The following is a 21,378-nucleotide window of genomic DNA, read 5'->3' as shown; positions in this document are numbered from 1 at the left end:
AACCCCTCTAACGTCTTGGATAGGGAGTTGAGGGAAGAAATGATACTTGCAGTCAATTCTAATAATCCGGCACAACAAGCCCTGAAAGCTGGCTTAAATCACTATCGTCAGGGAACAAGTACCGCTTTACATCAAGCGATTGAACAGTTAGAAATTGCGTTGAAACTTTGGCAAGAACAGGGAGATTTTACTCAAGAAGCAACAACGTTACAATTTTTAGGGTTAATTCATTCTGATTTAGGAGAATATCAAGCAGCTTTAAATTATTATCGTCAAGTTTTACAGTTAGTTCCTCAACTTTCTCAACCCGAATATTGGGAGGCTCCTATTTTAGAGCTTTCTGCTGAGGTTTATCTCAAGTGGGGTGAATATCAAAAGGCGTTAGAAGCCTATGAAAAAGCTCACATTCTTCGTAAACAAATTGGCTTAGAATCAGCAGAAGCATCAACGTTAAATAGTATGGGTTTATTATATTATAATTTAGGAGAACTCAATCGGGCGTTAGACTATTATCAACAAGCTCAGTCACTCTTACAGCGTTCAGAAAGTTCTGCTGACTTGAAAATGACTGCGTTAATTTTAAATAATATTGGTCAAGTTTATTCTGAACAAGGAGAATTAGAACAAGCGAAAGAAACCTACGAGCAAGCTTTGAATTATTGGAGAGCGTTACCGAGCCAATCTGATATCAGAAATATTCGTGGACAAGCCGCAACTTTGAACAATCAGGGTTATATTTATGCTCAATCTAATCAATTTAAACTCGCTCAAAATACTTACAATGAAGCCTTACCCCTCTGGCAAAAAATTGGAGATCGTACCCGAGAAGCGAGTACCTTAAATAATTTGTGTTATGTAGATTTTAAACAAGAAAATTTAGCGCAAGCTTTAGAAAAATGTACCCTATCTTTAGAAATTAGACAAGCAGTTGGAGACAGAACCAAAGAACCCCTTAGTCTTTATTATATTGCTCAAATTCAACGAGAACAAGGTCAGTTAGAAGCCGCAGTTCAGACGATAGAAGCAGCGTTAGAAATTATTGAAGACTTACGCACAAAAGTTGATCGCCAAGACTTAAGAACCTCCTTTTTTGCCTCTAAACAAGAATATTATGAATTTTATATTGACTTGTTGATGCAACTGCATAAACAGAATCCTGAACAGGGTTATGATGGGTTAGCCTTACAAGCCAGTGAACGAGCCAGGGCGAGAAGTTTATTAGAAATATTAGCTGAGTCTGGGGGAGAAATTACCTCAGGAATTGACCCAAAATTATTACAAGAAAAAAAAGAAATACAACAACAACTCAGTGCGTTAGAACAGTTGCGAGTTCGCTTACTCAGTAGTGAACATACAGAAGAACAAAGAAAAACAATCAATATAGAAATTGATGATTTACTACAAAAATATCGCAGTTTATTAACTGAAATTCGGGCTACCAGTTCCAATTACGCCGCATTAACTCAACCCCAACCGTTAACATTGAGCGAAATTCAACAACAAATTCTCGACTCTGAAACAGTTTTATTAGAATATTCTCTAGGAGAAAATCGCAGTTATTTATGGGTAGTGACACCCGCTTCAATTGAAAGTTATGAACTCCCTGGACGAGAAGAAATTGAAAGTCAAGTCACTGCATTTCGAGATTCTTTTTTACTTCCAACTCAACGAATTCGCCGAACACTTGCAGAAGATACTGGACAAAAATTAGCGAGTACAATTTTACCAAAATTAGAAAAACTCAATCAAAAACGGTTATTAATTGTCGCAGATGGAGTCTTACAATATGTACCGTTTAACGCCTTACCAACCCCCGGAACATTAATCTTAGAACAGGAGTGGACACCATTAATTGTGAACCATGAAATTGTCACCCTTCCTTCTGCTTCTACTTTAGCAGTTTTACGTGAAGAATTCAAGGATAGAAGTCCTGCGCCTAAAGCCTTAGCTATACTCGCTGATCCAGTTTTTAGCTATCAAGATGATCGGGTAAAAAATGTAGTTCCAGAAAATATTAAACCGTTATCCCCCGAGTTGGAACGTTCGGCGCGAGAATCAGGAGTTTTGTTTGATCGTTTACCCTTTACTGAAAAAGAAGCAGAACGAATTTTAGACTTGATTTCAACCGATAATACAATCAAACAATTTGGCTTTTCAGCCCGCCGAGAATTTGTCACCAGTCCACAAATTAATCAATATCGTATTGTTCATTTTGCAACTCATGGTTTACTCAATAGCGAAACGCCTGAACTTTCAGGGTTAGTGTTATCTTTAGTCAATGAAGCGGGTGAACCATTAAATGGTTTTTTACGTTTATATGATATTTTTAACCTGAATTTATCGGCAGAATTAGCTGTTTTAAGTGCCTGTGAAACGGGATTAGGTGAAAATATTAGAGGCGAAGGATTAGTCGGTTTAACGAGGGGATTTATGTATGCAGGTGCACCCCGAGTGGTGGTCAGTTTGTGGAAAGTGGATGACCAAGCAACATCAGAGTTAATGGTGAAATTTTATCAACGAATGCTGCAACAAAATCTCTCCCCCGTTGCGGCTTTACGAGTTGCTCAAATTGATATGTGGCAACAAAATAAATGGTCATCTCCCTATTTTTGGGCGGCGTTTACCTTACAAGGAGAATGGCAAGCCCCCAAAATCAACCCCAATTAAACTTTTAATTTTAAGATTGCGATCGCCAACTTATCCGTAAATTTACTGAGTGGTTAGCCGATAGAGATAGAATCTCAATTCTGTAATTATACTGTTGACGTGGCTTGATCGGTAGGGATAGAATTGAGACAGGTGAAAACACCTATTGAATGGGGGATGAAAAGCCCTTCTAAACTCATGGCTGCATGGAGATCTGAAAATTTAAGTCGGGCTAAATCCGAAAAACTCCTCCAATTGATCATTCTTGGAAACTGGAGTATTATCCATGTCCAAAGCCACTATTTCTAACTCCGCTCAAACGAGCGGCTCTCCGCCAACCCATCAAATTTTATCGCGGATTCTCAACGCCTCGAACACCCTTGTTTTCATCGATGGGAATGTAGAAGATTACCAATTTCTCAGCCAAGGGGTTAAACCTGAAATAGAAGTTCATATCTTAGATATTGATCGAGACGGTATCGAACAAATAACCGCCCATTTATTCACCCGTCCCCACGTTGAAAGCGTCCATATTATTTCTCACGGTTCACCGGGATGTTTGTACTTGGGGAATAGTCAACTCAGCCTCGATACCCTCAAACGCTACGCCAATTTACTCCAAACTTGGTCGGCTTCAGAAATCTTAGTTTATGGTTGTAACGTAGCCGCAGGAGATGCAGGCGTTGAATTTATTGAAAAATTACACCAATTGACGAAAGCCAATATTACCGCCTCCCGTACCCGCACGGGGAACGCCGCCTTGGGAGGAAACTGGGTGCTTGATTTTGTTATCGGTCAAACCCAACCCCAACTGGCTTTCAATACTGAAACCCAACTCACCTACCCGGGAGTGTTAGAACCCGAGTTCGTCGAGGTGATCGGCTTCGGCTCTGAAGGTCCCCCTCTTTATCGTTTAGCGGTTAATCGTCTAACGGATGTCGGAGATTGGGTGATTCCCGAAGATAATCTAATGGTTGTCGGGGATCAGTTATTTTTCCGAACCCACAATAGCAACTACTATGGCAGTAGAATGTGGGTGAGCGATGGTACCGAAGAAGGTACCCAGTTAGTCGAAGATATCTACTCGGGTTTAGGGTGGAATCCTTATCCTCTGGCAGCGATCGGAGATCAGTTATTTTTCCAAACCTACGACGGCAACCATAGCGGACTATGGGTGAGCGATGGTACTCCAGAAGGCACCCAGCCAATCGGAAATTTTTACTCCCCAGATGCTAACTATTTAGATCCCGATAATCTAAGGGTTGTCGAAGATAAATTGTTTTTCACAGCCAACTCTGATGGGATCGATGGTTTAGAATTATGGGTGAGCGATGGTACTTTTGAAGCCGCTAGGGAGATCCGTGAGTTAAACGGTTCGTCTCCTGATAATCTAACGGTTGTCGGGGATAGGTTGTTTTTCACAGCCAACTCTGATGGCATCGATAGCCCAAAACTGTGGGTGAGCGATGGTACTTTTGAAGGCACTGGTAGCTTCTACGGCATTAACAATTTGTCTCCTGATAGTCTAACGGTTGTCGGGGATAAGTTATTTTTCACAACCGACGACTATCACACAGCACTGTGGATGATTGATGATACCCGAGAAGGCCCTAAAGCGATCAATTACTCTTACGGTTCGCCTCTTGATAATCTGACCCAGACTTGGGATAAGTTGTTTTTTACAACCAACGATGACTATGGCACAGAACTGTGGGTGAGCGATGGTACTGATGAAGGGACTAACGAGCTTTTAGAGCTTTCAAGCTTATACGGTTCTGTTGAGAATCTGACCGCTGTGGGGAATAAGTTGTTTTTCACGACCAACGAGGCTTGGAGCGATGATACCGATTACACAGAACTGTGGGTGAGCGATGGCACCGCAGAAGGCACTCGATCAATCCCAGATCCTGACAACCCTTACAACGCATTATATTTTGATAGTCTAAATAGTCTAACGGCTGTCGGGAATAAGTTGTTTTTCATAGCGGAAGACAGCCATGGCAGAGAACTGTGGGTAAGCGATGGCACCGCAGAAGGCACTCAGTTACTCATCGATATCAACTTTGATGATTATAGCGATTTCAGTCCTGATAATCTAACAGTTGTTGAAGATAAGTTGTTTTTTACAGCCGACTTTGCCAGGAGCGGCAAAGAAGTGTGGGTGAGCGATGGCACCCCAGAAGGCACTCAGTTAGTCCGGGATATCTACCCTAATAATCATAATATTCACCCTGATGATATCAACTTTGGTCCTATCAGTTCATATCCTGATAATCTAACGGCTGTCGGGGATAAGTTGTTTTTCCAAGCTTGGGATGGACTGTGGGTGTATCAACTAAACAAGGTGGGTGAGGTCAGCATCACGGGAGACATTCAAGAAGACAGCACCCTAACTGCAACCGTAACCGATCCAGACGGCATTTTAGGAACGATTGACTATCAATGGCAATCCTCAGAGGAAGGTACAACCTGGACCGATATCGCCGGAGCAACGAACAGCACATTTACCCCCAGTGAAAACGAAGTCGGTAAATACCTGCAAGTCACAGCCTCCTACACCGACGGTAGCGGTGCATCTGAGTCTATTACTGCCGTTGCTGGCAGCCCGGCGGCTCCCACCCTCGCAGGCTATTACGATGCACTCGGTTGGCCCGTCCGTGGCGTATCGGTGGTGGGGGACTATGCTTATGTTGCCGCTGGTGATAGCGGTCTGCAAGTGATTGATATAAGCAACCCACAAGTTGTTGTTCCCTACTACCCGGACTCTGACTCAGGTTCTTACGATACACCCGGTTATGCCTATGACGTATCGGTGGTGGGAAACTATGCTTATGTTGCCGATGGTTATAGCGGTCTGCAAGTGATTGATATAAGCAACCCACAAGATCCCACCCTCGCAGGTTCTTACGATACACCCGGTGATGCCTATGGCGTATCGGTGGTGGGGAACTATGCTTATGTTGCCGATGGTGATAGCGGTCTGCAAGTGATTGATATTCGCAACCCACAGCCTCCCTACTACCCCGAAGGCCCTTACTATACACCCGGTGATGCCTATGACGTATCGGTGGTGGGGGACTATGCTTATGTTGCCGCCGGCGATAATTATGGTCAGAATGGCAGTTTGCAAATCATCGATATTAGCAACCCTCTCATTCCCACCTTTGTCGGCAGTTATAATATACCTGATGGGGATACACCTATACCTAATGCTGCCTATGGCGTATCGGTAGTGGGGAACTATGCTTATGTTGCCGCCGGCGATGATTATGGTCAGAATGGCAGTTTGCAAATCATCGATATTAGCAACCCACAAGCCCCCTCCCTCGCAGGCAGTTATGATATACCTGATGCCGCCTATGGCGTATCGGTAGTGGGGAACTATGCTTATGTTGCCGGTGGGGATAGCGGTCTACAAGTAATTGATATTAGCAACCCACAGGCTCCCACCCTCACAGGCAGTTATGATACACCCGGTATTGCCGGGGAAGTATCGGTGGTGGGGGACTATGCTTATGTTGCCGATGGTGGTGGTCTGCAAGTGATTGATATTAACAACCCCGAGACTGTTGCCAATATTAACAATACTCCGGGCGATATTACCCTCGATAACAACAGTGTTGAGGAAAACCAAGCTATCGGAACCGTTGTCGGAACATTCACCAGCGTTGACCCCGATGCAGCAGACAGCCACACTTACAGTTTAGTTGCCGGAGATGGGGATACCGACAACAATCAATTTGAAATTGTTAACGACGAACTCAAAACCAAAGTTTCCTTCGACTTTGAAACCCAAACTTCCTACAGCATCCGGGTTCAAACTGATGATGGAAATGGGGAAACCTACGAGAAACAGTTGACCATCAATGTTGAAAATGTTAACGAAGCACCAACGGCGATCGCTCTGGATCATAGCAACATTGACGAAAACGAAGCCGTTGGAACCGTTGTCGGAACATTCACCAGCGTTGACCCTGATGCAGCAGACAGCCACACTTACAGTTTAGTTGCCGGAGATGGGGATACCGACAACAATCAATTTGAAATTGTTAACGACGAACTCAAAACCAAAGTTTCCTTCGACTTTGAAACCCAAACTTCCTACAGCATCCGGGTTCAAACTGATGATGGAAATGGGGAAACCTACGAAAAACAGTTCACTATTAATGTTGATGATTTGAATGAGGCTGAACCCGAATCCGAACCTGAACCCGAACCAGAAACTCAACTAGAACCGGAACCCGAATCTGAATCCGAAACTCAACCTGAATCTGAACCTGAACCTGAGTCTGAATCCGAACCTGAGTCTGAGTCTGAGTCTGAGTCTGAATCTGAATCCGAACCCGAATCTGAACCCGAATCCCAATCCGAACCCGAATCTGAACCTGAACCCGAATCCCAATCCGAACCCGAATCCCAATCCGAACCTCAACCGGAACCCGAACCCGAATCTGAGTCTGAGTCCGAATCCGAATCTGAGTCCGAATCTGAACCCGAATCCCAATCCGAACCCGAAACTCAACTAGAACCGGAACCCGAATCCGAATCCGAATCCGAATCTGAATCCGAACCCGAACCTCAACCGGAACCGGAAACTATTGCGGAACCGGAACCCGTTGTAGAACCGACTCCCGAACCGGAAACTATTGCGGAACCGGAACCCGTTGTAGAACCGACTCCCGAACCGGAAACTATTGCGGAACCGGAACCCGTTGTAGAACCGACTCCCGAACCGGAAACTATTGCGGAACCGGAACCCGTTGTAGAACCGACTCCCGAACCGGAAACTATTGCGGAACCGGAACCCGTTGTAGAACCGACTCCCGAACCGGAAACTATTGCGGAACCGGAACCCGTTGAAACAAGCACATCTCCCGTAACCGAAGCGGTTTTCTATGACCCAACAAGCTCCATTTCTGGGGTTACTCAACCAGTAACACCATCAAACACTGCGGCTAACATAAGTTCTGAAGATTCTAGCAGTCAACCCACTCCCAATGCTGATATCTTAGTGGGGGATGCTACAGATAACATCATTAGCGCTTTGGCAGGTGATGATATTGTTAATAGCGGTGATGGTAATGACTCGATCAACGGAAATCAAGATAATGATACTGTTGATGGCGGTAATGGTAATGATGTCATTCTTGGCGGAAAAAATAACGACGTTATTTTTGGTTCGGCTGGTAATGATGAGTTAAACGGGAACTTAGGCGATGATGTTGTTGATGGCGGCGAAGGTGCTGATACCGTCTTTGGCGGTCAAAATAACGATACTCTCACAGGCGGAGATGGGGATGACTGGTTAAATGGAAACTTGGGGACTGACTTCGTTGACGGTGGCGAAGGCGAAGATTTGGTCTACGGGGGTCAAGATGGCGATACTCTCATGGGTGGAAGCGGAAATGATACCCTCTTTGGTAACATTGGCAGTGATTTTATCGCAGGAAACGACGGTAATGACCTGATTTACGGCGGTAAAGACAATGATACCCTTTCCGGCAATCAAGGCAATGATACCCTTTACGGCGACTTGGGTAATGATGTCGTTGTCGGTGGCGAAGGTACGGACTTCGTTTTCGGTGGCGAAGGTAATGATACTCTCGACGGTGGAGAAGGTAACGACGAACTCACCGGCGGAAATGGCAATGACCTGTTACTCGGCGCTGAAGGTAATGATACCTTAACTGGGGAAGCAGGAAGCGATCGCTTTGTTCTGGTGTCCGGTATGGGTGAGGATCTGATTACTGACTTTACCGATGGCGAAGATATCGTTGTTCTTGATGGCGGTTTAACCTTCGACCAACTCACCTTAACTGAAGATAACGGTTCAACTCTGATTCAAGTTAATTCCGAACTATTAGCAACTCTTGATGGTGTGAATCTTGGTTTGATCTCTGCCGACGATTTCACAATATTTGCAGCTTAATCTTTCTCTCAATTTGATTTTTTGATTTGAATAACGGTGGAAGTTCTGATCACCAGCATTTCTACCCTTGTTTTCTGTTCCCTGTTCTCGATTCAAGTAGCACTATATATGATAAAATTCAATCAAAGATTAACATGGGTAAGTTGTGAAAAAAATCGCCTTAGATGTGTCAAGTGTCTTATCAAAAGAGGATATTCTTACAAAAATACTGAGCTATTTATCTCAGTTTGACCTGAATCAAAAGCGTGTTTTGTTGATTTGTGAAGATGTTACCCGTGCTACACCTCTTTCTCAATTTTTTCCTGATTTTTTACAAGTCATTCAAACAGAAGCGAGTCAAATTAGTGTGATTTTTGCTTTGGGAACCCATCGCCCCATGACAACCGCAGAAATGCAACAAAAGTTAGGACTAACTCCGGAAGCTGCGAGTAATATTCAACTGATTAACCATAATGCTTTTGATGATTCGCTGTTAATTGAAGTTGGAAAAATTGATAATGTTCCTGTTAAAATTCATCGTTCAGTCAGCGAACATGATATTATTATCGCTTTAGGAAGTGTGCTTCCTCATCGGGTGGTTGGCTTTTCGGGAGGGGCAAAATATCTTTGTCCGGGAATTGCTAATAAAGCCGCGATTGATTATACCCACTGGAAAATAACTCGTTACTCAGAATCAGAAATTATCGGCAAAATTGAAAATCCAATTCGTCAAATTATTCATCAAATTGCTGACTTGGTGATGACAAAATTTCCTAAAATATACGTTTCTGTTAACTTTATTACGCTCCCCACCGGGATTACTCATGTATTCATTGGGGATTTTTACTCCTCTTATCAAGAAGCCGCCGAAGTGTGTGCAGAATATTTTGTCAAACCTGTTGAATCTTGTGCAAGTATATTAACGTATATCGATCATAAATGTGTCGATTTTTGGCAAGGAGCTAAAGCGATTTATAACTGTGGTTCTCGTATTCAAGAAGGTGGAAAATTGGTGATTCGAGGTCAACTTTCTGAGAAAATATCAGGAACTCACGGCGAAATAATCACTAAATTTGGCTATTCTAACCCCGAAATGATTCAAAACTTAGTGGATGCGGGGGAATTAACCAGTCCAGTTGTCGCTAGTCATATGATGCGCGTGAGTCAGGCTTTACAAAAATATCAGGTGATTTTGTCTTCTGAAAATATGAGCAAAGCAGAATGTGAAGCCTTAAATTTAGGATATTTAGACCCCAATAATATTGATGAATCACAGTTTGATTATGTGGTTTATCATGCCACTGATTTAATTTTAACCTCTCTCTAGTCTTTGTTGAGCTAGCTTGGCTCTGGCTTGAACCGCTAATGTTTCGTCTGTATTGATAATTTCTTCGAGACGATGTATAATTTTTTCAAGCCATTGAGATTGTCGATTCTTGATCTTGTTTGCCAACTCTTCTAAGCCGACAATCGCCGCATATCGTACAATCCATTCTGGATCTTGACTGGCTTGAAATAAGGTATTCAGGGCTTTAATTTGAGCTTCCAGAATATCTTCTTCGACGCTCATTTGTTCCCAATGAATTGTTCCCAAACCTCTTGCGGCTGCCCGACGCACACTGAGCGCAAAATCGGTTCCTGCTGCTTCTAATAATACATTTAAACCCCGAGGATCACCAATCGAAGATAATGCCCGAATTGCCCAAGCTCTCGCCCCATAATTATAACCATCTAACTGCTCAAGTAGGGGTAAAACTGCGGGTTCACCCAGTTTAATTAAACCCTCTACTGCTGCCACTGCCGCACCAGGATTATTATAACCCAGAACAGTAATTAAAGTCGGAATACCTTCGGGAGAGTGAGCTTCTGCTAACATTCTGACAGCTTCTAATAAGCTTTGAGCAGAATCGGCTTGTTCAACTGCACGAATCAGTTCTGAAGTGGTCATTTTCGCTTATTTGCGCCCAAAAATTACTAAATATTTTGATCTATAATAATGAATCCATTAAATTCATCACTTCTATCGCTTCTTCTGAGAGAGACATCGCATCACTTTGTTTGAGATGATGTTCTAAAATTCCTTGTAAAGCAATTAATTTCAAACTATTTTCGGCTAACGTTTCAGAAATAGCTTGGGCTGACTTGAGATAACCAATTGCTCCGAGATCCATTAAGACCGTTCGTCGCAGTTGTAACTCATTACTTTGGAGGACTTGGATTAAAGCCTCTGCGTAAATGCTGTCTCCAGTTAATTGATAAAGCGATCGCATTGCCGCACATCGAACTCGCCCAACTGGATGTTCTGTAAAAGGCTGAATTTTAGACGTCGCTTCTGTTGCGCCAATAGCCCCCAATGCCTCGATCACGGCATCATAAGGTTGGACTAAATGAGGTTTTCCCGGCACTGGTTTTGCTGCTTCGACACCCCCATCGAGCAATGTTATCAAAGCCGAAATGCTACTGGCATCCCCCAACATCTCTAAGGCTTGGGCAGCGGCTTCCCGTACATAATAATCCGAACAGTTCAAACATTCAATTAATGCCGGAACCGCCCGTTTATCGTCCAATTTTCCTAAAGCTCTGGCGGCATTGCGACGCAGGGGATAACCGCCATCTTCGGTGCGATCAGACTTATCTTCTAAAGCCACTAATAGAGCATCTACCGCTCCGGGTGAGGAAACCCGAAATCGTCCCAACCACCAAGCCGCATAGTAACGGCGACCCAATTCTTCGTGTTGAAGATTTGCGATCGCCTGTTCGACAGTCAGAGCCTCGGTCGGTTGACTAAAATTGTTAAGCTGTTCTGAAGCCGTCATGAAATTTTAATTTTACTCTTGCGTATCAGAATCATCAGCGCCGACTGACTTGGGCTGACCTTCCCCATCCAGGGTTTGATTAACAGCAGTCGCCTGCATTTTGGCTTCGCTGCTCCCATCCATCGTTAGAGGTTCAATACTTAAAATTTTACCTCCCATGCGATTAATACGCTTGAGTTGTTCGCTCATCCGGCTGTAGGGAACCGTGATATAGGTTTTGCTACTTTTGCGGATAGGATAGCTGATCGTATCAGGGTCTACATTTTGACGCATCGCTTCGACTTCAATACGATACATCCGACTACCGTTATCGCTGAGAGTGGTTCTACCTGTTAATGTGCTTTGACCAAACATAGCTGCTCAATTGCTCCCTTCTGTCTGTAGATACTGATTGACAAATATTCACAAAAGTAGTGGCAAGCTTGATTTCTCAATTGCTTACCACCTGATTTGCGTCTGAATCGTTTAGGTTTCACGAACGCTGATAATCTTGGCTCCACTGCGAAGAATTTGCTGTATCCGAGAAGATAATTCTTCGTAGGGAACTAAGTAAGCTTTGTTCGAGCGACGAACGTTAGTATCTTTGAGAGAAGAACCAATTCGATTGGTGACTTCTACACGATAAACCCGTTGTTGACGATTCCCCAGTCCACCAAAAGACTTTTGTGGGGTATCCATTTTTGTGGATTGCGATGAGATTCCGGCAGTTTGAGGAATGGTGCTAGCTTGGTTGCGAGCAACTTCTTTAAACACGTGGCCGTTCTTGCTTCCCACTTGACCGCGATCATTATTTGCATAACCGCGATACAGTTGGAACATCCGGCTAAAGCCAACTGTTCTTGATCCGGTTAAAACTTGGAAGCCAACATAGTAAGGAACGATATTGTCGCCGAATTTGTTTTCGTACTCTTCGCTCTCGAAGTAATAGTTGATTTCAGCATCGTAGCCTTTATCTTCCACCAAGCGAGTATGGAACGCGAGTTCTTGCTCATCATGGGGAGGACGACCCAACAAATGCTTGAAGTTCAGTTCAACGAAGCGTTGGTTGTTGTTGGGAAAGAAAAATTTCTTCTTGTATAACTCAGAAAGGGCAACGGCACGTACAAAATCACGAACCGTTAAATTTCCTTGTCTGAGTAAAGATTCTGCTGACGTCAAACGTTCAGATTTCATCACATACTCGTTACCGAGTACCTGTCTGTAGGTGGCACGAAAAATAGCTTGTAGATCGCTTTCTGTCCAATCTGGACGCAACTCTACTTTGGTGCCATCAAACGCATCTAAGCCTAACCGTCCCGCAGCTTGTAAATTAGCGGGTACTAATAATGTTGTCATCGCTACCTCATCGACACATAATAAACCAAATCCTGTATTCTTCAATTAATCTTTATTAAAGAAAAATACGAGGAAAAACTCATAACTGTTTGCGTTCCGTTAGATAACACTACCGAGAATCACAAAAAGGTTTTAAAAGTTGCTTGTTTTTATTCAGCTCTCTAATAAGATGCCTGGAGCGTTAAATAACTGCTAACTCAACAAACTTCTGCGGTTAGCTAACAGCTATCTATCGTTCCAGGCAACAAACCGCTGACTAGCTCAGAGCGTTGATGGCGTAGTCGAGGTAAGAATTAGCTTCAACAGCAGGATCGCCGCTTAAGCCATGATTTGCTTTGATGTGCTTGAGGGCTTCGATGTACCAGCTCGGAGACAATTCAAAAGTCCGGTTGATTTCATCGATACCTGCAATCAGGTACTCATCCATGGGGCCAGTACCACCTGCGATTAAGCAGTAGGTAACCATCCGCAGGTAGTAGCCGATGTCACGAGCGCATTTATCTTTACCGCGTTGGTCTGCGGCATAGTTCGGCCCTTGCATTTGAGTCGTGTAGGGGAACTTGGAATAAACGGCTTGAGCTGCACCGTTGATCAAACCATCAGCTTTGGAAGTTAAAGCTTTAGCGGCTTCTAAACCAGCTTGGGCTTGGCGGAAACGTCCGAAAGCAACTTGAATTTCAGTGCTGCTCAGGAAACGACCTTGAGAATCTGCGGTGGTGACAGCTTCGGTTAAAGGAGTCTTCATGCTTCTAATTTTTTCTGGTTAGGTGTACAGAGTTTTTTGAATGAGTTGAGTGCGAGCCATACAAATGCGACTTAAGCGCAGTTGGTCAGAATCAGTTCAGTCGGCAGAAATTTAGCCTACTGCTGCTGCTGCACGATCAAAGTAGCTAGCGATTTCAGATTGCAGAGCGTTGCAATCGCCTTGAGTAATACCACTGGGGTCCATAACGATTGCTAAAGCAGCTTCTTTCATTTTTTGAACGCCTGCTGCAACAGAAGAACCAGGAGTACCCAGAGCTTGGTAAGTTTCACGCAGACCATTCAAGCAACGATCATCGAGAACGCTAGGATCACCTGCGAAGATTGCATAAGTGACGTAGCGCAGGATGATTTCCATATCGCGCAAGCAAGCAGCCATCCGACGGCTAGTGTAAGCGTTTCCACCGGGTTGGATCAGTTGGGGCTGTTCAGCGAACAAAGAACGAGCGGCGTTAGCAACAATGCTGGAACCGTTGCTTGTGATCCGGTTAACAGAATCAAGACGCTTGTTGCCGTTAGCAACCATTTGGCTGAGAGCGTCGATTTGAGAAGTGCTCAACATTTCGCCGCGTGCGTCTGCTTGAGAAACTACCTTAGTGAAGGCGTCAAACATGGATTAAATCTCCTACTCGATTGGTTTGAGTGTACTTTTGGTTCTCAATGCTTGAGAGTTCCAATTCTTTGCCAACTTTATAGTTGTTGGATTAAAGATTGGAGACAACAACCCGTTATTAACTGGATTGTCATTATCCTCTGGGGTGGTTTGTGAATTTCCAGTTTCCCGGATCACAAAATCTTCACCTTAAGGAATCTTAGAAAATTTTACACGATTTATGAGAGAAATTTAAACTTTCTTAATGAACAGACCTTTTGATTAATCTTTGTCTGTTATCGTTCTCCCTCAGGTATCAGTTATACAATGGAGTCGGCTTTTGTTGCGTTAAAAATTATTAACGACATTAGCTTAAAATATTACAAAACATTAAGATATTTCTCCATTGTTGATTAATCCTGTTAAGACTTCCGTATTTTTGCTTTTAGTAATAAATACTTAGTAGCGAATACGCGGATCAACGTAAGCATTCAAAATATCTATCCCAATACTGGCGATCGCAACGATTGCCGCAAAAAACACCACAATTCCCTGTACCGTCGGATAATCCCGCACCGTAATGGCTTCGTAGAGTCGGTTGGCAAGTCCCGGCCAGGAAAATGTAACTTCTGTTAAAATCGCCCCCCCCAACAGTGCCGCCAACGTTAACCCCAACACAGTAATCACCGGAATCAGAGCATTTTTCAAGGCATGAGCGATCAAAATCCGTTTCTCTGAAATCCCTCGCGCCCTCGCTGCTTCGACATAATCGGCTTGTAAGGTTTGGCGCAAATTCACCCGCACAATCCGCTCAAAAATACCACTCAGCAGCAAACCTAACGTCAAACAAGGCAGACACAGATAGTAAACCGCCGTTAAAAATTGCTCCCCATTCCCACTCAACAAACTATCGAGGGTGTATAGTCCCGTAAACTGTGTGGGCGGAGTCATACTCACCGGGAAACGAGTTCCAAGGGGAAACCAGCCCAACTGCACCGCAAAGATGAGCTGAAAAACCATCCCTGCCCAAAATGCCGGGACTGAATAAGTAATTATACCGAATAAGCGTCCGATAGTATCCCAAATTGTATTCGGGTGAGATGCTGCTATTGCTCCGACACTCACCCCAACGCTCAAAGCGACCAACAGACTGAATATCGCCAGTTCCACCGTTGCCGGAAAATAATCTAAGATAATTTCCCAAACCGACTGTCCTCGACTGGTGAGCGATGTCCCCAAGTCAAATTGGAGTAAATTCCCCATATAGTCGAGATATTGCTGGAGGAGAGAACCATCTAACCCCAATTGCGATCGCATTGCCTCTTTTGCACTGGCTGGGGCGCGAGGGCCGAGAATTGCATCGACGGGATCGCCTGGTGTTGCTCTGAGTAACAAAAACACAACTGTTGTAATCGTCCAAAGCATCAGTGGCGCTAAAAGCAGACGAATCAGGATGTAATATTGTAGGGCTTTAGAACGAGACATGACACCTCATACAGTTAACAGTTTTTACAGTTATTAGTTAACAGTAATCAGTGATCCCTTTTTACAGTTTCTTGCATTCAGCACAAAAATTATTTTTTGTCAAGAGGCGGGTTTTGGTCTTTTGCTTTGGCCTTGAAAATTCGTGCGTCGGGGTTATAGATTTTTGGTCAGAAAATCCTGATATTTAACGAGAGAATCAGGGGTTTAGACTCGATTTTGACGACTAGACACCAGAAGCCCTTGTGAGGTGTTTTTATTAGCATACCAGAACCCCTATATTTTCGTCAACTTTTTAAGAACTTTTCTCAATAAAAAATCTAATTTTTGACCTAAAGTTTTGATTTTTCAAAGGGTTCGCGGTTTTGAATTAGATAAACTTATTATTTTCGGGGGAAAGTGTCCCGGTTGAGGGCTGTGGGTGGAAGTCTATTTTGATCGTCTAATTTAATAGTGGAGGAAAATTAGCTTGATATCGGTTGTTTGTACTATAAACCTTTAAAAGCAATTTGATTTTTTTGACTTCCTTTTGCTAGGAAATCGGGAGAATTGGGCTTTTTAAAATCTTGTCACCCTGTCAGCAGATCGGGTCTACATCAAGAAAGAGGAAATTATCTGAATTGTTCTCAAATGCCAATCAATTACCCGAATGGCAATTCTACCCAATTAAGGGTTTGAGATGCTTTGAATGACTGGTGTTTCGAGTTTAATCTCAATCATAATTTCCCCTCCAACAATCAATCTAAAATCAATCTAATTTAAGCATATCTTGCGTCCACACGTAACTGATTGAGTTCTTCTACTAACGCGGGGAATGTAGCTTTCACATCCTTATTGAGTTTATGTCTGCAATATACCCAGTCCATAAGTAACTGCTGTTCTTGAGATTCGTCCCCTAGATCCATTGCCATAAACCGATAAAAGTAGGGAATATCAAACTCAAGAAAGTGACTAAAAATGTCGTAGGGGGCAACCGTCCAATCAATCTGCTAAACCTGCTTGGTTAGAGAGATAATAACTCGGTTAACAGGGTGATCTGAGTATTTGGCGATCGCAGCGTCGAGGGATGCGATTAATTTGTCCTTATCCATGGAAATCTCCACAGGGATTACTCTTTTTATTTATAACCGATTGAGTTTCCCTTTCCGATATCAAAATGTTACAAACTTTATCATTCTCGTCAACAATCTCCAAAAATCTAAATAAGTAGGTAAGCATAATAAATTACCCATCGTAGAGGGCTGAAAGTATTGACTAGCAAGGATAGCAAAGATAGCAATGTGTAAATAATTTTGCACAGGTACTTAACTAACCGGATAGTAAATTTGGGGATGATTTCTTCAAGCCTATGTTTTAGGGGAAATAAAAAATTGAACTGACTACTATTGGCTACAATTTTTCTGAATTTGTTAAGCCAATCTGAACGGGGAATCTCTTATATAGCGCTACTTGAATCGGGAATAGGGAACAGGGAACACCGGATCAGGGAACAGCAGACTATGAAAGCGGTGTGACCCTGCGGCTTTGTAAGCCGCCAAGGAATGCACACGCCTGAGAGGGTTTCAGAATTTAGAAATGTCCTAACCAATTTGCGTAGTGCTATATATATGTCGGCACAGATTCCCATTGTTTAATAGTAAGTCAAATTGGGTTATTTGTCAATGGGAAAGAGTGAAAATTTCGCCCTAATTTTTTCACGAAGAACAAGAATTTAGGGGAGGGGGAATGCGATCACTGTTTTTGGGAAAAAAGGCGATCGCAGGGAAAAAGATGAAACGTCTAACTGTTGCGATGTTCCGCTTTTTTGCAGTTAAGATTCATGCAGCAGTGATTCAAATGTTGTTCGTAGAGATTTGATATCAGCAACACGAGCAACTAAGAGATTATCTTTTCCAGCGTCTTCTAGACGAGATTGCCAATAGCGAATACTATCGGAATTATTAATCCAAAAGCCAATCACACTATCAACCACCTCATCAAGTTTCCAGTTTTTTTGTTTAGAAACCGTTTCAACGGAGGACAGAAAAGTATCAAGCTTACATTGATGATGTCCTAAGTATTCTACATCATTCAAAGATTTTTCGAGAAGTTCTTGTTGTTGGTAAAAAAAGGATAGCGCGGTCGAAATTCCAACGAGGTTGAATGCGTATTTCATCCGGGTACTCCAATTTACTTTTTAAATTCTTAATCTGAATTATATCCAGTTTCACCCGTTTCAATTTGTCAAATGATTAACAATCTCAACTTATTTTAATAAAATTTCAACCCGAAGACAGATTAGGGACTGATTATAAATCATTATAAAAACAAAGAAAAAATTAAAAGCTTTCCAAAGATACACTTTATTTTGTATTTTAAGCTTATATTTATCACCGCTGTAAATCAGCCGGAGTATTACAATTAAAAAGCATTGCTGCGGTTGTGGCATCGAGACTCAGAGGATGAACAGGAACTTGAGATAACCAAGCTTGAAAGGAACGTCCTCCCTGGGTAATAAAGCCTTGTAAAGCTGTTAAAGCCGTTCGGCGATAAAATCCACACAACGGTTCCCAACCCGAATCCTGATGGGGAACAACCGCCAATATTGACTCCGAAACTTCCGTCAATTGACTCATCCAACGTTGCAAAATTTCCGGTTGAAGCTGAGGTAAATCGCAAGCCAAAAGCAACACCCACTCTGCATCAATTTGAGTCAATCCATCTGTTAAAGCCACCATTGGGCCTTGACCAATTGGAGAAGACTCCCGTAAAAATTGCACCTGTTTTGAGACAATTTCCTGATACCGTTTAGGCCTTGACGTTAACACATAAACCGATGAACAACAGCAAGCCGCAACCTCACAAACACGGGTTAATAAAGGTTTTCCTTCCCAGTTAATTTGGGCTTTATCTTGACCCATCCGAGAACTTTTTCCCCCGGCTAAAATTAAAGCAGCGATCGCGGTATTAGACATCGTTTAACGTGCAACAATCTGATTCAATCACGCTCAAAACCCATCAAACGGTTTTCGTGTGAGCAGCCCAAGAGGTAAACAGTCCGCCACCAACACCCAATAACGTTAACCCCCAGATATAAGCAGACCAACGATAGTCTTCATCAATCTCCAGAACCATATTTTCCGGATGATCAACAAAGTTGTTAATTTCCGCAACCATATCTTGAGCGTAATGGTGATCGAGGCGATAAAACGGTAAGAAAACTCGACCATTTTCAGTCAACAGTGCCACATAAAAAGCACTATAATCGGAATCTGCTAAGTCCTCAATATTCTTCTTGATGATTTGAGCGCCTTGCAAACTCTGAATCGGAATTTCTCTAGACGTTGAACCCAGTAAACCGGATTCTTCTAAGTCACATTTTCCGAGAGCTTGTTCAGTCCGTTCACAGGTTAAATTAACGGTATTGACAAAGCCAATCATCATCAATCCCGGCACAATCGAAAGGCTTAATAAACCTAACGAAAGAATCGGAATTTGCTTTAACTTTTTGAGGAACTTTTTCGCAAGCATGATTTTCATTGAGTTATCCCTGAACAGCTAGTTGAAGGGTTTCCAGTTTTTCAGTGACTTTGCCCTCAATTAGTAATTGTTGGGCGGTCAATAAACCGGATTCCAAATCAGAAGACACTCCACACTGCCACAGGTAAAATCCCCCATTCCAAACTGCCGCTTGCATCAATTCACAGGTTTTTCCCTCCAAAACTGCTTGTATATCAGTGAGTAGCTGAGTTAAGCTTTCCAGCTTGACTTCCTTTCCGGCAAACCCATATTCATCTGGATGTAAGAGCAACCGTTCAATATCAGAATCCTCCTCAGATTGATTAGAAGGTGAAGGTGAAGATACACCAATAATACAAGTGCGATCGCGTGGTAAATCACAACTTCCTTCTAAACCTTTAACAGTGATAAACTGAGTCGTTCCTCGCCATTTGAATGTCTCCCGAAATAAGAGTTCAGTGGGAGGATGAACATATCCACAAGCCAGAGTCGCTACTCCTGAATAGGGACACCACATCAATTCCATCGTTGCCAGAGGAGGACGCTTGCCAATTTCCCGACGATAGGGAACCAAAGCGGCTGCCTCCGGAAAATGAGCGGGAAGATAGACAAACCCTAAATGAGTCGTCTCTAGAACCTGTTGAACCTCTTGGAGGGTTAGCGTTGTCCAATCCACTCCCAAACGTTGCCAAATTTCAGTTAGGGTAATCCCTTCTTTGGTTGGCATTGTATCCCCCCCGTGTAAAATCACCGGAACGCCTGCTGTTGCCACAATTAACGCGGTTAAAGGAGTAACAGGAGCGGTACGGGAGCGCCCATCGTAGGGACAATTCAAGAGTAAGGGAGGAGTCGAGAGTGGTTGGAGTTTAGAAGCAAATTGATCGCAGCCATCTAACATTCCGGCTAATTCTTCGCCTGTTGGTCGTTTGATGCGGTGGGCTATTAAAAATGCGCCAATTTGGGCAGGAGTTGCTTCCTGTAATAGCATCATTTTCATTGCATCTTCAGCCTCGGTGCGATTGAGATTTTCGCCGGTATGAGGGCCACTGCCAATTTTACGAAGTAAGTCTCGAAAGCGATCACTCATTACATCTGCTGAGAGGTGAAAAAAACAAGGAAGTCTCTAGCATATCTGTTTTAAGAGGGACTTTCGGCTGTTAAGCCAACTTTTTCGAGAACTGGATCACAAGTCGGCGGAATAAACTCTTGGACTAATTTCCAGAAATATTCAATCGGGGGAATTTGCATTCGATCCGAAGTGGCGACCATAACGACTTCCCGACTCCAAGCCCGATCACAGGCAGATGGGGATAAATCGTTGGGTTTTTTGGTGTTTGTGAGGTTGACCTCTGCGACACCAATCTGACGAATGGCTAAAGTCGAGTCAGTTCGAGATTCAATTAAGGCTGAACGGGGGAGTAAAGCCACTAATTCTCCCTGACGGACGACTCCTCGAAACCCATCTAAGGTGTTGAGTTCGAGAACTGCTTTGAGTTGGGCTTGGGTTTGATTAAATTTTTCTAAGACCCAACGCTGCATTCCATAACCGTCTTTGAACACCACTTGCGGATAAAGAACCAGTTCTGACCAAGGAACTTGGGTGTAACTGGCGAGGGGATGGGTAGAGGCCATCAACACTTCTATCGGTTCCCAATAGAGGCTTTCGACAATCAATTCTCCGGTTGCGGTAAATGAGCGGTTATTCATCACAATGGCGACGTCAACTAACCCATCTCGCAATACCTTGAGCGCCCGATCACTTCCGAGGGAGGTGACTCGCAGTTGAACTTCTGGGTAAGCGTAGCAAAATTTCTGCAACACAGGGGGTAGGTAAGAGGCACAAATGGAATGAATGGCAGCAACACAGAGTTCGGGTTGTTTTCCCGCCAGTAAGGAGGCCAATTCTTCTTTTCCACTGTCCCAGGTTTGACAAATTTTGCGAGCATAGGGCCAAAAGCGTTCTCCCCCAACGGTCAGCTTTGCTTGGGCGGTACGATGGAATAGGGATAAACCGAGTTCGGCTTCTAATCCTTGCACCTGTCGGCTGATCGTTGACTGAGTAACACCACATTTGTGTGCAGCTTGTTGAAAGCTTCCGGTTTCAGCCACACACAGAAAAGATTGCAACTGCTCTAAGCGCATGAAAATTTGATTAAGATGGCTTTACTCTATCCAAATTTATGGTACTTGATCTACATTCTGAGTTTAGTAGAGGTTGATACAGCGTTTTCTCGAAGAATTCTTGACGTTCTTCCCGCCGCTCCATTGAGTAGAACTCAGAAGGCAAAAGGCAGAAGTTAGAAGTGATAACTGTTCCCTCTCTGTCTATGAATTAATCT

The 21,378-nt window shown here is 43.3% G+C and carries 15 protein-coding genes; 3 read left to right on the top strand and 12 right to left on the bottom strand.

Features of this window, described 5'->3' with window-relative positions; translation table 11 throughout:
* The first annotated feature begins 39 nt into the window (after positions 1 to 39).
* The 3 genes from L8106_RS02315 to L8106_RS02300 all read left to right on the top strand — a co-directional run bounded on the left by L8106_RS02315 (position 40) and on the right by L8106_RS02300 (position 9,881).
* A complete protein-coding gene (locus L8106_RS02315) occupies positions 40 to 2,667 on the top strand; it encodes a CHAT domain-containing protein (protein ID WP_009782561.1) in 2,628 nt (875 codons plus the stop codon).
* Between the two features lie 265 nt (positions 2,668 to 2,932).
* Positions 2,933 to 8,575, top strand: a complete 5,643-nt coding sequence (locus tag L8106_RS33390; protein WP_009782560.1) for a DUF4347 domain-containing protein — start codon at positions 2,933 to 2,935, stop codon at positions 8,573 to 8,575.
* Between the two features lie 145 nt (positions 8,576 to 8,720).
* Positions 8,721 to 9,881, top strand: a complete 1,161-nt coding sequence (locus tag L8106_RS02300; protein WP_009782559.1) for a lactate racemase domain-containing protein — start codon at positions 8,721 to 8,723, stop codon at positions 9,879 to 9,881.
* Here the strand turns inward: L8106_RS02300 and L8106_RS02295 are convergent.
* From L8106_RS02295 to L8106_RS02235, 12 genes are all read right to left on the bottom strand, one after another.
* Complete coding sequence (locus L8106_RS02295) at positions 9,867 to 10,502, bottom strand: HEAT repeat domain-containing protein (RefSeq protein WP_009782558.1); 636 nt, start codon at positions 10,500 to 10,502, stop codon at positions 9,867 to 9,869. The genes L8106_RS02300 and L8106_RS02295 overlap by 15 nt on opposite strands.
* Positions 10,503 to 10,542: 40 nt before the next feature.
* Positions 10,543 to 11,370 (bottom strand): HEAT repeat domain-containing protein, encoded by an 828-nt coding sequence (locus tag L8106_RS02290; RefSeq protein WP_009782557.1) that lies wholly within the window; start codon positions 11,368 to 11,370, stop codon positions 10,543 to 10,545.
* A gap of 12 nt (positions 11,371 to 11,382) precedes the next feature.
* On the bottom strand, positions 11,383 to 11,724 hold the full coding sequence (locus tag L8106_RS02285) for a phycobilisome linker polypeptide (protein WP_009782556.1): 342 nt from the start codon (positions 11,722 to 11,724) through the stop codon (positions 11,383 to 11,385).
* Between the two features lie 111 nt (positions 11,725 to 11,835).
* The gene (locus tag L8106_RS02280; RefSeq protein ID WP_009782555.1) at positions 11,836 to 12,705 is read right to left on the bottom strand and encodes a phycobilisome linker polypeptide; all 870 of its coding nucleotides are present in this window, start codon (positions 12,703 to 12,705) and stop codon (positions 11,836 to 11,838) included.
* Positions 12,706 to 12,961: 256 nt separating this feature from the next.
* Complete coding sequence (cpcA, locus tag L8106_RS02275; protein ID WP_009782554.1) at positions 12,962 to 13,450, bottom strand: phycocyanin subunit alpha; 489 nt, start codon at positions 13,448 to 13,450, stop codon at positions 12,962 to 12,964.
* 111 nt (positions 13,451 to 13,561) lie between these two features.
* Positions 13,562 to 14,080, bottom strand: coding sequence for a phycocyanin subunit beta (locus L8106_RS02270; RefSeq protein ID WP_009782553.1), 519 nt, complete (start codon positions 14,078 to 14,080; stop codon positions 13,562 to 13,564).
* A 438-nt stretch (positions 14,081 to 14,518) separates the two neighbouring features.
* Positions 14,519 to 15,544 carry an ABC transporter permease gene (locus tag L8106_RS02265; RefSeq protein ID WP_009782552.1) on the bottom strand — a complete coding sequence of 342 codons (1,026 nt, stop codon included), beginning with the start codon at positions 15,542 to 15,544 and terminating at the stop codon, positions 14,519 to 14,521.
* A 1,807-nt stretch (positions 15,545 to 17,351) separates the two neighbouring features.
* Complete coding sequence (locus L8106_RS02255) at positions 17,352 to 17,696, bottom strand: hypothetical protein (protein WP_009782549.1); 345 nt, start codon at positions 17,694 to 17,696, stop codon at positions 17,352 to 17,354.
* A gap of 214 nt (positions 17,697 to 17,910) precedes the next feature.
* Positions 17,911 to 18,495: a molybdenum cofactor guanylyltransferase gene (locus tag L8106_RS02250; RefSeq protein WP_009782548.1), complete on the bottom strand. Its 585-nt coding sequence runs from the start codon at positions 18,493 to 18,495 to the stop codon at positions 17,911 to 17,913.
* A gap of 43 nt (positions 18,496 to 18,538) precedes the next feature.
* The gene (locus tag L8106_RS02245) at positions 18,539 to 19,060 is read right to left on the bottom strand and encodes a hypothetical protein (RefSeq protein ID WP_009782547.1); all 522 of its coding nucleotides are present in this window, start codon (positions 19,058 to 19,060) and stop codon (positions 18,539 to 18,541) included.
* 4 nt (positions 19,061 to 19,064) lie between these two features.
* Positions 19,065 to 20,126: an anthranilate phosphoribosyltransferase family protein gene (locus L8106_RS02240; protein ID WP_009782546.1), complete on the bottom strand. Its 1,062-nt coding sequence runs from the start codon at positions 20,124 to 20,126 to the stop codon at positions 19,065 to 19,067.
* Between the two features lie 50 nt (positions 20,127 to 20,176).
* Positions 20,177 to 21,181, bottom strand: coding sequence for a LysR family transcriptional regulator (locus tag L8106_RS02235; RefSeq protein ID WP_009782545.1), 1,005 nt, complete (start codon positions 21,179 to 21,181; stop codon positions 20,177 to 20,179).
* Between the last annotated feature and the right edge of the window lie 197 nt (positions 21,182 to 21,378).

This window comes from Lyngbya sp. PCC 8106 (assembly GCF_000169095.1).
Taxonomy (GTDB): Bacteria; Cyanobacteriota; Cyanobacteriia; order Cyanobacteriales; family Microcoleaceae; genus Capilliphycus.
Note: the sequence above shows the minus strand (reverse complement) of the source record. Positions and strands in the feature narration are given on the sequence as shown.

Coding starts and splice junctions, on each gene's coding strand:
- L8106_RS02315 (WP_009782561.1), top strand. CDS start 40: ATGATACTTGCAGTCAATTCTAATAATCCGGCACAACAAGCCCTGAAA.
- L8106_RS33390 (WP_009782560.1), top strand. CDS start 2,933: ATGTCCAAAGCCACTATTTCTAACTCCGCTCAAACGAGCGGCTCTCCG.
- L8106_RS02295 (WP_009782558.1), bottom strand. CDS start 10,502: ATGACCACTTCAGAACTGATTCGTGCAGTTGAACAAGCCGATTCTGCT.
- L8106_RS02290 (WP_009782557.1), bottom strand. CDS start 11,370: ATGACGGCTTCAGAACAGCTTAACAATTTTAGTCAACCGACCGAGGCT.
- L8106_RS02285 (WP_009782556.1), bottom strand. CDS start 11,724: ATGTTTGGTCAAAGCACATTAACAGGTAGAACCACTCTCAGCGATAAC.
- L8106_RS02280 (WP_009782555.1), bottom strand. CDS start 12,705: ATGACAACATTATTAGTACCCGCTAATTTACAAGCTGCGGGACGGTTA.
- cpcA (WP_009782554.1), bottom strand. CDS start 13,450: ATGAAGACTCCTTTAACCGAAGCTGTCACCACCGCAGATTCTCAAGGT.
- L8106_RS02270 (WP_009782553.1), bottom strand. CDS start 14,080: ATGTTTGACGCCTTCACTAAGGTAGTTTCTCAAGCAGACGCACGCGGC.
- L8106_RS02265 (WP_009782552.1), bottom strand. CDS start 15,544: ATGTCTCGTTCTAAAGCCCTACAATATTACATCCTGATTCGTCTGCTT.
- L8106_RS02255 (WP_009782549.1), bottom strand. CDS start 17,696: ATGAAATACGCATTCAACCTCGTTGGAATTTCGACCGCGCTATCCTTT.
- L8106_RS02250 (WP_009782548.1), bottom strand. CDS start 18,495: ATGTCTAATACCGCGATCGCTGCTTTAATTTTAGCCGGGGGAAAAAGT.
- L8106_RS02245 (WP_009782547.1), bottom strand. CDS start 19,060: ATGAAAATCATGCTTGCGAAAAAGTTCCTCAAAAAGTTAAAGCAAATT.
- L8106_RS02240 (WP_009782546.1), bottom strand. CDS start 20,126: ATGAGTGATCGCTTTCGAGACTTACTTCGTAAAATTGGCAGTGGCCCT.
- L8106_RS02235 (WP_009782545.1), bottom strand. CDS start 21,181: ATGCGCTTAGAGCAGTTGCAATCTTTTCTGTGTGTGGCTGAAACCGGA.